The organism is Pseudomonas sp. B7, from assembly GCF_016735645.1.
In the GTDB taxonomy this organism is placed as follows: Bacteria; Pseudomonadota; Gammaproteobacteria; order Pseudomonadales; family Pseudomonadaceae; genus Aquipseudomonas; species Aquipseudomonas glycinae.
Genome location: NZ_JAERRE010000003.1, coordinates 124824 through 136855, shown reverse-complemented (window position 1 = coordinate 136855; position 12032 = coordinate 124824). Strand labels below are relative to the sequence as shown.

The 12032-nt window shown below is 61.0% G+C and carries 10 protein-coding genes and 1 pseudogene; 6 read left to right on the top strand and 5 right to left on the bottom strand.

The genetic code is table 11. From position 1 onward, the window contains the following. The first annotated feature begins 53 nt into the window (after positions 1-53). From JKA62_RS09250 to ligD, 3 genes are read left to right on the top strand one after another with little or no spacing between them, the layout of a single operon-like run. Positions 54-1430, top strand: coding sequence for an iron-containing redox enzyme family protein (locus JKA62_RS09250; RefSeq protein ID WP_011333533.1), 1377 nt, complete (start codon positions 54-56; stop codon positions 1428-1430). A gap of 11 nt (positions 1431-1441) precedes the next feature. Next, positions 1442-2395: a methyltransferase gene (locus JKA62_RS09245; protein WP_201817507.1), complete on the top strand. Its 954-nt coding sequence runs from the start codon at positions 1442-1444 to the stop codon at positions 2393-2395. Positions 2396-2412: 17 nt separating this feature from the next. Next, on the top strand, positions 2413-4959 hold the full coding sequence (gene ligD / locus JKA62_RS09240) for a DNA ligase D (RefSeq protein WP_011333535.1): 2547 nt from the start codon (positions 2413-2415) through the stop codon (positions 4957-4959). On the opposite strand, the gene JKA62_RS09235 is transcribed toward ligD, so the two are convergent. Continuing rightward, a complete protein-coding gene (locus tag JKA62_RS09235; RefSeq protein WP_181457918.1) occupies positions 4960-5364 on the bottom strand; it encodes a hypothetical protein in 405 nt (134 codons plus the stop codon). 117 nt (positions 5365-5481) lie between these two features. Continuing rightward, entirely contained in the window at positions 5482-5796 is a 315-nt protein-coding gene (locus JKA62_RS09230) for a DUF2388 domain-containing protein (protein ID WP_011333537.1), read from the bottom strand. Positions 5797-6044: 248 nt separating this feature from the next. Between JKA62_RS09230 and JKA62_RS29235 the strand changes: the two are divergent. Both JKA62_RS29235 and JKA62_RS29230 read left to right on the top strand, forming a co-directional pair. Continuing rightward, positions 6045-6803, top strand: a pseudogene (locus tag JKA62_RS29235) (MCP four helix bundle domain-containing protein); the annotation flags it as partial. Then, entirely contained in the window at positions 6795-7658 is an 864-nt protein-coding gene (locus JKA62_RS29230; RefSeq protein WP_442962197.1) for a methyl-accepting chemotaxis protein, read from the top strand. The pseudogene JKA62_RS29235 and the gene JKA62_RS29230, both read left to right, overlap by 9 nt. A gap of 40 nt (positions 7659-7698) precedes the next feature. Here JKA62_RS29230 and JKA62_RS09220 read toward each other — a convergent pair whose 3' ends face one another. Continuing rightward, positions 7699-8124, bottom strand: a complete 426-nt coding sequence (locus JKA62_RS09220; protein WP_201817501.1) for a nuclear transport factor 2 family protein — start codon at positions 8122-8124, stop codon at positions 7699-7701. 433 nt (positions 8125-8557) lie between these two features. Between JKA62_RS09220 and mqo the strand changes: the two genes are divergently transcribed. Continuing rightward, the gene (mqo, locus tag JKA62_RS09215) at positions 8558-10207 is read left to right on the top strand and encodes a malate dehydrogenase (quinone) (RefSeq protein ID WP_011333540.1); all 1650 of its coding nucleotides are present in this window, start codon (positions 8558-8560) and stop codon (positions 10205-10207) included. A gap of 67 nt (positions 10208-10274) precedes the next feature. On the opposite strand, the gene JKA62_RS09210 is transcribed toward mqo, so the two are convergent. Continuing rightward, positions 10275-10703: a nuclear transport factor 2 family protein gene (locus JKA62_RS09210; RefSeq protein WP_201817498.1), complete on the bottom strand. Its 429-nt coding sequence runs from the start codon at positions 10701-10703 to the stop codon at positions 10275-10277. A 402-nt stretch (positions 10704-11105) separates the two neighbouring features. Beyond that, positions 11106-11972 carry a CAP domain-containing protein gene (locus tag JKA62_RS09205; RefSeq protein ID WP_011333542.1) on the bottom strand — a complete coding sequence of 289 codons (867 nt, stop codon included), beginning with the start codon at positions 11970-11972 and terminating at the stop codon, positions 11106-11108. Between the last annotated feature and the right edge of the window lie 60 nt (positions 11973-12032).

Sequence of the window (12032 nt, the reverse complement as noted above, 5' to 3'; positions counted from 1 at the left end):
CTTCATTAGAGGCGAGTGACTGAGCGTCCTGCCAATCGATCGAGAATATTGCCATGACTGTCCTGACTCACCTGCAAGCTGCCCCCGCCCCATCGCGTCCGCTCGATTCTCTGGATGGGTTGCGGCGTATCCATGAAGCACTTTTAGCCGACGAACATCCTCAGCCGCTGGCGCGCGCCTTTCTGGAAGATCAACTGCTGCAAGCCGCGCAGTTGAAGGATGAGCTGCCATCGGACCCCGCGCAGTGGCATGCCTGGGTGGCTGAGCACTGTGCCGATGTCGCCCGGCAATACGCCGACTACCTGCAACAACGCAAGGCTGGAGGCGCACGGCAGTTCTTCAGTTGCAAGGCTCATGCGCTGTATTTCCTGCAAGCGGTGGCGCCGACCAAGCTGGTTGATGGCGCCTGGCTCTACGGCTTGCTCGGACAGTGGCGCGATCCGCGCTTCAGTAGCCTGATCAGCACTTATCTGGAAGAACTGGGCGAGGGCAATCCGGCGCAGAACCACGTCGTGATCTACCGCCAGCTGCTCGCCGAACAGGGCCTCGAGCCCAGCAGTCCGCTGCCCGACGAACGCTATCTGCAAGGCGCGCTGCAATTGGCCCTGGGTGCCGGCGGCATGGATTTTCTCCCGGAGGTGATCGGTTACAACCTTGGTTACGAACAGCTGCCCCTGCACCTGTTGATCAGCAGTTACGAGCTCAGTGAGTTGGGGATCGATCCTTACTACTTCACTCTGCACGTGACCATCGACAACGCCAGCACCGGCCATGCGCAAAAAGCCGTTCAGGCCGTTCTCGATCTGCTGCCTCTGGAAGCCAATCGCAGCGATTTCCTGCGCCGGGTCTCGCTGGGTTATCGGCTCAATGATCTGGGGCAGGGCACCCGCGCAATCATCGAGGGGTTCGATCTGGAGCGCGAATTGTTGGCGATGCTTGAACGCAAGTGTCCGTTCGCTCAACACATGCACTCCGACTATTGCCGCTTCGAAGGAAAGACCGTCAATCAATGGCTGGCCGACCCGCAGCAGTTGCCCGGCTTCCTGCAAGCCTTGCAGGACAAGGGCTGGATCAAGCGCAACGAAGATCCGCAGGGCAGCCGCTTCTGGCAATTGATCCATGGCGATGGTGCGGCGATGTTCGGCGTGTTCAGCGCCTATGAAAAACAACTGGTGCATGACTGGATTGCCGGTGACTGGATTTCTGAGGACAAACCCGTCGCGTTCCGCCGCCGCCCCTCGGTCCCCGCGCCGATCGAGGTGCCCGAACAGGACACCGATGTGCAGCGCCTCAGTGCGGCGCTGCAAGGGCAGGACGCTCACACCCAAATCGCAACGTTGATCCCGTGGCTCGCACCGTCGCGCCATGCACATCCGGCCGGGCTGCTCGCCACTCGCCGATTCATCCAACTCAAATCCGGCCTGCGTTAAGGAAGTCATCAATGAATCAGGAAGAACAACTGTCCGCCAACGATCTGGTGCTGGTGCAACTGGGGCGGCGCCTGCAGGCCGACGGCTATCGTTTCATCACCCCGACGCCGCTGACCCATCAACGGGTCAACCAGCGTGACGAAGGGCAGGCCGCCGATGGCCTGCGGGATGTGTTCGGATGGTCGCGTCCTTTCGAACCGGGCCTTCTGTCTGCCGATGAACAGCGGCAATTGCAGGAAGCCCAGGTGATCGATGAGTTCGACGGGCGCTTGAAGAGCCGGGTGCGCTGGTCGACCCTGGATGACTTGATTTTCGTGCATTCCGGATTCCCCACCGAAGCCGCCGACTCAGTGTTCTTCGGCCCGGACACCTATCGCTTTGCTCAACTGATCCACAGCCATTTGCAGCAGAACTTTGCGCCCATCCATCGGGCGGTGGACATCGGTTGTGGCGCCGGAGTGGGCGCGATCCTGATCGGCCGTGCCCGGCGCGAAGCGCAAGTGCTGGCGGTGGATATCAACCCCGCTGCGCTGCGCCTGACCACGATCAACGCGGCGCTGGCCGAAGTGGCCAACGTCGAAGTGCGCGCCAGTGATGTGTTGCAGGGCGTCGACGGCGAATTCGACCTGATCGTCGCCAACCCGCCCTACATGGCCGATCCGGCCGGGCGAGCTTACCGCCACGGTGGCGGGACGCTGGGGGCGGGCCTGTCGCTGCGTATCGTCGAACAGGCGCTCAATCGCCTGACCCTCGGCGGCTCGCTGGTGCTTTATACCGGTGTGGCGATGGTCGATGGCCGCGATCCCTTCCTCGATACCGTAGTGCCACGATTGGATGAAAAACGCTTCGGCTGGACCTACCGCGAACTCGATCCCGATGTGTTTGGTGAAGAGTTGCTGAATCCAGGCTATCAGCGCGTCGACCGGATTGCCGTGGTCGCACTGACGGTGACTCGAACAGGCTGAAACAAGGCAGGTGCAGGATGAGCAGGAATCTCGACGACTACAACCGGATGCGCGACTTTTCAGCGACCTCTGAACCGGCGGCTGGCCACCGCCGGGGCAAGAAACCCGCCGGCGACCACGCCCTGCAGTTCTGCATACAAAAGCACGACGCCTCGCATCTGCATTACGACTTTCGCCTCGAGCTCGACGGCGCGCTCAAGAGCTGGGCGGTGCCCAAGGGGCCGTCGCTGGATCCCAAGGTCAAGCGGCTGGCGGTGCACGTTGAGGATCATCCGCTGGACTACGCGACGTTCGAGGGCAGCATTCCCGAGGGGCATTACGGCGCCGGCGATGTGATCGTCTGGGATCGTGGCGTGTGGATTCCGTTGGAAGACCCGGAGAAAGCCTACGCCAAGGGCAAGCTCAAATTCGAACTGCAAGGCGAGAAGCTCGCCGGGGTGTGGAACCTGGTGCGCACCCACATGCCGGGCAAGAAAGAGCAGTGGTTTCTGATCAAGCATCAGGACGGCGCCGCACGCCCGCAAAGCGATTACGACGTGCTGGTCGCCGAGCCCGACAGTGTGCTCAGCGAGCGCACGATCGTCGACAAACCCCGGCTTAGTGCGAAGCAGGTCAAACCCCTTCAAGGCCCGGCGAAAGCACCCCGCAAGTCGGCCTCGGGCAAGCTCACCGGGGCGCACAAGGCCAAAATTCCCGCGCAGCTCAAACCTCAACTCGCCACCTTGGTGGAGAGCGCGCCGGAGGGCGATTGGCAATACGAAATCAAGTTCGACGGTTATCGGATCATGGCGCGCATTGATCAGGACGAGGTGCAGTTGTTCACCCGCAATGGCCATGACTGGACGCACAAGTTGCCAAAGCAGGCGCAAGCCCTGGCGGCGCTGGGCCTGGAGTCGGCGTGGCTGGATGGTGAGATGGTCGTCGCCGATGCGGACGGCGTGCCTGATTTTCAGGCCCTGCAAAACGCGTTCGATTCGGGACGCAGCGAAAACATCGTCTATTACCTGTTTGATCTGCCGTATCTGAACGGTGTCGACCTGCGCGAGGTGGCGGTGGAGGAACGGCGCGCAGCGCTGGCCACCGTTCTGAAAACCCATCAAGACCCGCTGCTGCGTTTCTCCGAAGCGTTCGACGAAACCCCGCAGGCGTTGCTCAACAGCGCCTGTCAGATGCGCATGGAAGGCCTGATCGGCAAACGCCTCGGCTCGCCTTACGTGTCGCGCCGCAGCAGCGACTGGATCAAGCTCAAGTGCAAGCATCGCCAGGAATTCGTGATCGTCGGCTACACCGATCCGAAAGGCGCGCGCAGTTCGTTCGGCGCACTGTTGCTGGGTCTGCATGATCGTGACAGCGGCGAGTTGCGGTACGCCGGCAAGGTCGGCACGGGATTCAATGAAACCACCCTCAAGAGCATCCTCGCGCAGCTCAAACCGTTGCGAGTGAAAAAACCGGCAGTGGCCAACCCGCCCACAGGGTTCGAGGCCAAGGGTGTGCACTGGCTCAAACCGAGTCTGCTGGCGGAAGTGGCGTTCGCCGAAATGACCCAGGATGGCTCGGTGCGCCATGCCGTGTTCCATGGCTTGCGCGAGGACAAACCGGCCAAGGATATCACCGAGGAGCGCGCCAAACCCATGAACACTTCAAAGACTGAATCTACCGCCCCGTCCCAATCCGGGCTGGCCGACGGCAAGGTGCGGATCACTCATCCCGACCGGGTGATCGATGCCAGCAGTGGCACCACCAAAATGCAGCTGGCCGAGTATTACGCCAGCGTCGCCGAATGGATTCTGCCGCAGCTCAAGGATCGCCCGGTGGCGCTGGTGCGCGCGCCGGACGGCATTGCCGGTGATCTGTTTTTCCAGAAGAACGCCGAACACCTGGCGATCCCCGGCATCCGCACACTCGACAAGGAGCTGACCGGCCAGCCGGTGATGCTGATCAACAATGCCGAAGCCTTGATCGGCGCGGTGCAGATGAGCACGGTCGAACTGCACACCTGGAACGCCACCACGACGGATCTGGACAAGCCCGACCGCTTTGTCCTCGACCTCGACCCGGACCCGGCGCTGCCCTGGAAAAGCATGATCGAAGCCACGGCACTCACCCTGACCGTGCTGGATGAACTGGGCCTCAAGGCGTTTCTCAAGACCAGCGGTGGCAAGGGCATTCATCTGGTGGTGCCGCTGACCCGCAAGCATGGCTGGGACGAGGTCAAGGATTTCAGCCACGCCATCGTCACGCACATGGCGAAATTGTTGCCGGAGCGTTTTTCTGCGGTGTCCGGGCCGAAAAACCGTGTGGGGCGGATCTTCATCGATTACCTGCGCAACGGGCTGGGCGCCACCACCATTTGCGCCTACGCAGCGCGTACCCGCGAAGGATTACCGGTGTCGGTGCCGCTGTTTCGGGAAGAAGTCGGCGAGATCAAAGGCGCCGATCAATGGAACGTACACAACGTTCACGAACGGCTCGCGGAAGTAGGCGATGAACCTTGGGCGGACATCAAGAAAACCCGGCAAAGCATCACGGCCGAGATGCGCAAGCGGGTGGGCATGAAGAAATGATCAGGTGCCGCGCAGCAAGTCGTGGGCGTTGAGCAGGTCGAAGGCGACTTGCGGATTGTTTTCCAGGCCACGGCGGATGGCGGCGGGGATGGTTTTGCGAGTTTTGCGGCAGAGTCCCGGAAGCTCTTGGACTTCGATTTCGATGCCTCCGCGCACCGTCCGCACCTCACCGAACTTCGGGGCGATCAGCACGCGAATCCCGAGCTGATCGAACATCCTTCCTTGCAGACGCTCGAGGTCGGCCAGGTCTTTCAGGTTTTCCAGACGTTCAAGCAGTCGCTTCTCTTCCTCGCGGGTCAGCAGCAGGATGCGCACGTCCGCGCCGGGCGTATCCAGCAGCGGATCACGCCCGCAGATGCAAAGACCCGGCGGGCAAGGGGAGCGAAGGGAGGCGGAAATCGTCATGGCCTCCATCATAGAGGCCGTTCGACGGTTTTGCCCATGGTCGTTCGCCAGCCGTCCATCGGCAGGGCGTAACGGTGGCAAGTCCGTCAGCCACCATCATCATCGAACGTGCCGTGGTTACTGCGACAGACCTTCGTACTGAACCAGAATGGCATTGGCCAGCTCTTCATCGCTGGCGTTCAGGCCGGGATTGTCCTGACGCACCTGTTGCAGCACCGATTCCAGGTACACGCCACGGATCGTTCCGCCGCTGGCGACGAATGCGGACAAGTCGTCACGGGCCGGAATCACCATTTTGTGATCCTTGAAGGTCGAGTACAGCGACGCGGAAACCCCCGCTGAAGTAGCCACATCTCCCGCATCCACGCGGGCGAATGCCGAACCGAAAGGCAGGCACAGCATAAGAGACGAAACGAGTAATAAACGGCGCATGACGGTGTTCCTCCAGCAGCGTGAAGCGAAAAGGAATTACCACATAATGTGAGAGGTGCCGGACAGCCCGGGAGTTCCATGCGCCATGCCGGGCGGTAGTGGCCGTAGAACGAGAACCGTCGCACAGTCCGCGTTTTTACCGAATGTAACGACATACCCTGCGACGCTCTAAAGCGGCGGATTCACGTAAATAGGCTTAACTGAAGCGTTGAAAGGCGCCGCGTGGCGCAGCCTGGGAGGAAATCACGGTGTCGATCAAACTGCGTTTGGTGTTGCTGATTGCGACCAGCCTGCTGACGGCGTTGATCGTGAGTCTGGTCAGTTACGTCGGCAATCAGCGGATGGCTTCGGCGGTCAGTGACAACGCGGTCAGCATGAGCGCGCTGCGCAATCACATGGAAGCCGACATGATGCATGACGCCCTGCGTGCCGATGTGTATTCGGCAATGCTGGTTGGGCTGAGCAAAAGCACCAGTTCGGCGGACGAGGTGCGCAGCTCCGTCGAAGAGCATGCGGCGCATTTTCGCGAGGTATTGGGTGAAAATCTCAAGTTGCCGGTGAATCCGACGATCAAGTCCGCGCTGGAGCAGATCAAGCCCAGCCTCGACACCTACATCAGCGCCGGGGAGCAGATCGTCGGTCTTGCACTGGAAAACCCGGACAGCGCCCAGCAGCATCTCGGCACCTTCAGTACGGCGTTCAGCCAGCTCGAAGAACAGATGGCCGCCCTCAGCGAGCTGATCGAAACCAATACCCGGCAGACCAGCGAAGGCACCGAGGCGGCGATCCACAATGCCAATGTCGCGCTCGGTATCGTCCTCTTTGCCAGCCTGTTGCTGCTGTTGTTTCAGGGCCGCTGGGTGATCCTGAGCATCATGGGGCCGCTGAAGTCAGCCAGTCGTATCGCCGAAAGCATCGCCCACGGCAACCTCAGCGAACCGATCGCCGAACCGTCCGGCAAGGACGAAGCCAGTGCGCTGATCCGCACGCTGGCAACCATGCAGCGCGACCTGCGAGACATGATCGGTGTGGTGCGAAGCAACGCCCACGGCGTCAGCGGCATGAGCGAGCAACTGAGCCACGGCTGCCATCAGGTGGCCGACAGCAGTCAGCAACAAAGCACCGCCGCCGGCACCATGGCGGCTGCCGCAAGCCAGATGACCGCCAGCATCGAGGAAATCACCCGTCACGCCGAGCGCGCGTTGAACATGGCCAGCCAGGCCGAGTCACTGGCGAAAAACGGCGGGCAGGTGATCCATCAAGTGGTCAGCGATATGGACGACATCGCCCGTTCCGCCCAGCAATCGGCACAGGTGATCCGCACCCTGGATCAGGAATCCGAAGGCATCTTCAATATCATTCAGGTGATCAAAAGCATCGCCGATCAGACCAATCTGCTGGCGCTCAACGCAGCCATCGAGGCCGCTCGGGCGGGCGAGCAGGGCAGGGGCTTTGCGGTGGTGGCCGATGAGGTGCGCAACCTGGCTGCGCGCACCAGCGCCTCGACCCAGGAAATCGCCGCGATGGTCGCGCGCATCCAGAACAGCACCCGCGAGGCCGTCAGCAGCATGGAGGCCGGTGTCGCCCAGGTCGACAAGGGCATGGCGGTCACCGCCGACGTCGAACGCGCGATCCGCGAAATCCTCAAGGCCACCCTGAGCACTACGCAACTGGTCAACGACATTACCCGCACCATCGGCGAACAGAGCCAGGCGAGCAACGAGATTGCCCATCAGGTGGAGATGATCGCGGGCATGTCGGAGGGCAATAGCAAGGTGATCGGCGAGACGGCGAATACCACGGATGAACTGTCGAGTCTGGCGGGGCGGCTGGCGCAGTCGGTGGATCGGTTCAGGTTATAGGAGCGGACTCTGCCGTCTCTTCGACGGCAGAGCTCATGCATCAGAACTTGTACGCCTGACGCCCCACCAGCAACCACTTGCCAGCCTGCTTCTGCCAGATCTGGAAGTTCTCGATTTCCGTCGGCACAACCTCCGTGCCTTTCAGTGCCTGCGCCGAGAAGTGATGGCGCACCAGCGCGGTGTCCCCGGACATTGTGATGGTCTGGTTTTGCATCTCCAGGGTCTTGAACGCGCTCTTGCCGGTTTCGATATCGGCGATGAAGGCTTTCTTGTCCTGGATCTTGCCGCTGGAGTGGCCGTAGGTGAGGTTGTCGGCGGTCAGGGCGTTCAGTTCGGCGATGTTCTTGTGCAGCATCGCCTGGGTCAGGTGATCGACGGCCTGGGCGACGTCCTGTTCCGCCGGGGCGGCGGCGACGTAACCGCTGAAGAGGCAGACGAGACCGAGCAGCAATCCGGATTTGTTCATGGGTATTCCTTGTTGTTGTAGGTGATGAAAACGACTGGGTAATTTGTCAGTCGTCGTACAACTTAGCAGGAATGGGCCGGCGTTAGAAAGCGTTTGAAGAGCTTGTTGAAAACTATCCGGTCGCGAACAGACGCGCGGGTTTGCCATGACGTGATATTCTTCGCGCCACTTGTTTTGACCCCATTCAGTCTGGCGCGCTTTTCGGCGGGCCAGACAGAACCCCTGTCGCTCAAGTAGCTGAAGCCAATAATGATAAGAAGTCAGTTCAGAAGGGACATATAACTGAGGTCGACGCAGCCTGTCGGCCTTGTGTGCCCACCCGTCAAAATTGAAGTGTGCCGGAACCCGCGACGCTGGCCTGAGTGTCGCGAAAGAGGGGACCTCATACGTACAACAGCGGCGGGCGGAAGGCGTTTTATCATAGGTGCAACAGATGTTTAAGAAAGTGAACACAGCCTTGCTGGGGCTGGCTTTGGCGATGGGGATGTCTTCCGCCAATGCCGAAGAAGCAAAGAAAGTCGACGTCCTGCTGATCGGCGGCGGCATCATGAGCACCACCCTGGGTGTGTGGATCAATGAGCTGGAACCGACCTGGTCGATGGAAATGGTCGAGCGCCTCGACGGCGTCGCCCTGGAAAGTTCCAACGGCTGGAACAACGCCGGTACTGGTCACTCCGCCTTGGCCGAGCTGAACTACACCCCGGAAGACGACAAGGGCAATGTCACCATCCCGAAAGCCGTCGAGATCAACGAAGCGTTCCAGGTCTCCCGTCAATTCTGGGCCTGGCAGGTTCGTCAAGGCGTCCTGAAGGACCCTCGTTCGTTCATCAACACCACTCCGCACATGAGCTTCGTGTGGGGCGATGACAACATCAAGTTCCTGAAAAAGCGCTACGAAGCCCTGCAAGCGAGCCCGCTGTTCGCCGGCATGCAGTACTCCGAAGACCCGGCTGTGATCAAGAAGTGGGTCCCGCTGATGATGGAAGGGCGTGACCCGAACCAGAAAATCGCGGCCACCTGGAGCCCGCTGGGTACCGACATGAACTTCGGCGAAATCACCCGCCAGTTCGCCGGTTACCTGCAGACCAAGCCCAACTTCAACTTGAAGCTGTCCAGCGAAGTGCAGGACATCACCAAGAATGCCGATGGCACCTGGCGCGTCAGCTACAAGAACCTGAAAGACGGCACCAAGACTGAAACCGACGCCAAGTTCGTGTTCATCGGCGCCGGCGGCGGTGCCCTGCACCTGCTGCAGAAGTCCGGTATCGAAGAAGCCAAGGAATACGCTGGCTTCCCGGTAGGCGGCTCGTTCCTGGTGACCGATAACCCGGCCATCGCCGAACAGCACCTGGCCAAGGCTTACGGTAAAGCTTCGGTTGGCGCGCCTCCGATGTCCGTTCCGCACCTGGACACCCGTGTCCTGGACGGCAAGCGCGTCATCCTGTTTGGCCCGTTCGCGACTTTCAGCACCAAGTTCCTGAAAGAAGGTTCGTACCTGGACCTGCTGACCAGCACCACCACCCACAACATCTGGCCTATGACCAAGGTCGGCATCAAGGAATACCCGCTGGTCGAGTACCTGGCCGGTCAACTGATGCTGTCGGATGAAGACCGTCTGAACGCGCTGAAGGAATACTTCCCGAACGCCAAAGCCGAAGACTGGCGCCTGTGGCAAGCCGGCCAGCGCGTGCAAATCATCAAGCGTGATGAAGCCGCTGGCGGCGTGCTGAAACTGGGCACCGAAATCGTTGCTTCCAAAGACGGCTCCATCGCCGGTCTGCTGGGCGCATCCCCAGGCGCGTCGACTGCTGCACCGATCATGCTGAGCGTGCTGCAGAAAGTCTTCAAGGACAAAGTCGCCAGCCCTGAGTGGCAAGCCAAGCTGCACCAGATCGTTCCAAGCTACGGCACCCAGCTGAACAACGATCCAGCCAAAGTGGCTGAAGAGTGGGCTTACACCGCCAAGATCCTGCAACTGCCAACTCCTCCGGTGATTGGCCAGGCTGCAGCTCCAGCGGCGGACGCCTCGGCTGAAAAAGCCCCGGCTCCGAAAGAAAGCGCTGCACGTGACATGGCTCTGTAATCCAGAGGCCTGACACACGAAGCCCACTGAACCGGTGACGGTCAGTGGGCTTTTTTGTGTGCGGGTTTCAGGCCTTGGCGGCCGCCAGATAAGCTCCCAACCGCCGTCCCATCTCTTCGCCCAGCGCCTGCAACCCGCTGAGCGGCCGCACCATTACCTCGAACTCGACGATCTTGCCTTGTTCATCGAAGCGGATCATGTCGATGCCCTTGAGCTCTTTAGCTCCGACTTTGGCGCTGAACTCGAGCACCACATTCATCCCATCGGACGTCGCCAGTTCACGGTGGTATTTGAAGTCTTCGAACACATTGAACACGGTATTGAGGATCATCGAGACCACCGGCGCGCCTGGATAAGGCGTGTGGGCCATGGGCGAGCGGAACACCGCTTTAGGATCGAGCAATTCGGGCAGGGCCTTGAGGTTGCCGGTGCGGATCATCTCGTGCCAGCGGTTCAGGGATTCGGCGGCGTTGGGGTGCAGGTTCAGGTCGGACATGGTTTCACTCCTGTATTTTTGTTGTTCTTGGCGCGGCGCCCATGACTCTAGATCAAAGCGGCGCAATGGAAACCCTCTGTACCGATCTGAATATCGACCCATACGCCAGTCCGATCCATCTGATCCGCTTTTTCCTGTCGAATCTGCATCTGTAACCATCTCAGCCATACGCCCAAAATGGCCCTGCCGTTCGGCCATACGCGACGCGCTTCATTCCGGAGCGCCCGGTGCGCCGGACATTCAGTATTCAGGAGGCCTTCATGGCTAAGATGGCGATTTTCCTCGGCGGCTTTCTTGTGTTGACCATCATGATCGGCGTCCTTGCCACGATTTCTCCGGTCTGACGATCAGCCGTCGAGTTGCGACTTGCAGCGCTGCTCGACGATTTCGGATGGAACCGGATCAGGGCGCTCCGAACAGCATCGTCCAGTAAACCCCTTCATCACTGCGCGCCTCACTGGCAAACCCCGCGCCGACCTGGGTGAACATCGGGTTCATCAGGTTGGCGCAGTGTCCGGGGCTGGCCAGCCAGCCGGCCATGGCCTTGCCCGGTGAGCTTTGTCCGGCGGCGATGTTTTCGCCGATCTGCCGGCCACGGTAGCCGGCTGCACGTGCGCGATCTGCCGGGCCGTCGCCGTCCGGGTCGCGGTGAGCGAAATAGTTGCCGTAGGCCATTGCCTTGCTGTGGCCCTGAGCGGCGGCGCCGAGCGCCGGGTTCCAGCTCAAGGGCCGGGCGGCGGCGAAGCGCTGGCGACCACACATGCGCGGGCGGGCGCGGGCGGCATTGACCTCGGCCAGCAAGGCCTTGCCGACGCTGCGGTTGTCGCCGACGCGGCTGTCGAGCACCGGCCGGGCCAGCACCACTTGCCATTCGCTGCGGGCACGGCTGATGCCGATGTCGGCGTATTGACCGTCGAGCAACGCGCCGCAGTAATCGTCTTGCAGCATTTCGAACGCCTCTTCGGCGTCCTGTGCGCCGACGATTCGGATGCTGCGCACCGCCACGGCGGCATAGCCGGAGTCTTTCAATCGTTCGCGCAATCCACCGCCGTAGCCATAGCCGACCGGCAACGCCAGATTCGACTTCAGCGTCAGCGGCGCCAGCCGTTGGGCCGGGCGCCGGTCACAACGTTGCGGATGGGCGCGGTAGTCGTTGATGGCGGCCACCAGTTGCCGCTCGGCGCCGGCGTGGGCAGAGAGAGAAAACAGGGGAGAAAGGATCAACAGGCACAGCGAAACGAAGCGAGACGAACGTACGGCGTGGCGCATGGGACGCAAAGCTCTGAACAAAGACAGCACTGAAGGAAAGTGAACCGCAGAACGCGGCGC

What these genes read in the sequence shown, in the direction of transcription:
- ligD (WP_011333535.1), top strand. Translation starts at nt 2,413, where the DNA reads ATGAGCAGGAATCTCGACGACTACAACCGGATGCGCGACTTTTCAGCG.
- JKA62_RS09210 (WP_201817498.1), bottom strand. Translation starts at nt 10,703, where the DNA reads ATGTCCGACCTGAACCTGCACCCCAACGCCGCCGAATCCCTGAACCGC.
- JKA62_RS09205 (WP_011333542.1), bottom strand. Translation starts at nt 11,972, where the DNA reads ATGCGCCACGCCGTACGTTCGTCTCGCTTCGTTTCGCTGTGCCTGTTG.
- JKA62_RS29230 (WP_442962197.1), top strand. Translation starts at nt 6,795, where the DNA reads ATGCAGCGCGACCTGCGAGACATGATCGGTGTGGTGCGAAGCAACGCC.
- JKA62_RS09220 (WP_201817501.1), bottom strand. Translation starts at nt 8,124, where the DNA reads ATGAACAAATCCGGATTGCTGCTCGGTCTCGTCTGCCTCTTCAGCGGT.
- JKA62_RS09230 (WP_011333537.1), bottom strand. Translation starts at nt 5,796, where the DNA reads ATGCGCCGTTTATTACTCGTTTCGTCTCTTATGCTGTGCCTGCCTTTC.
- JKA62_RS09250 (WP_011333533.1), top strand. Translation starts at nt 54, where the DNA reads ATGACTGTCCTGACTCACCTGCAAGCTGCCCCCGCCCCATCGCGTCCG.
- JKA62_RS09245 (WP_201817507.1), top strand. Translation starts at nt 1,442, where the DNA reads ATGAATCAGGAAGAACAACTGTCCGCCAACGATCTGGTGCTGGTGCAA.
- JKA62_RS09235 (WP_181457918.1), bottom strand. Translation starts at nt 5,364, where the DNA reads ATGACGATTTCCGCCTCCCTTCGCTCCCCTTGCCCGCCGGGTCTTTGC.
- mqo (WP_011333540.1), top strand. Translation starts at nt 8,558, where the DNA reads ATGTTTAAGAAAGTGAACACAGCCTTGCTGGGGCTGGCTTTGGCGATG.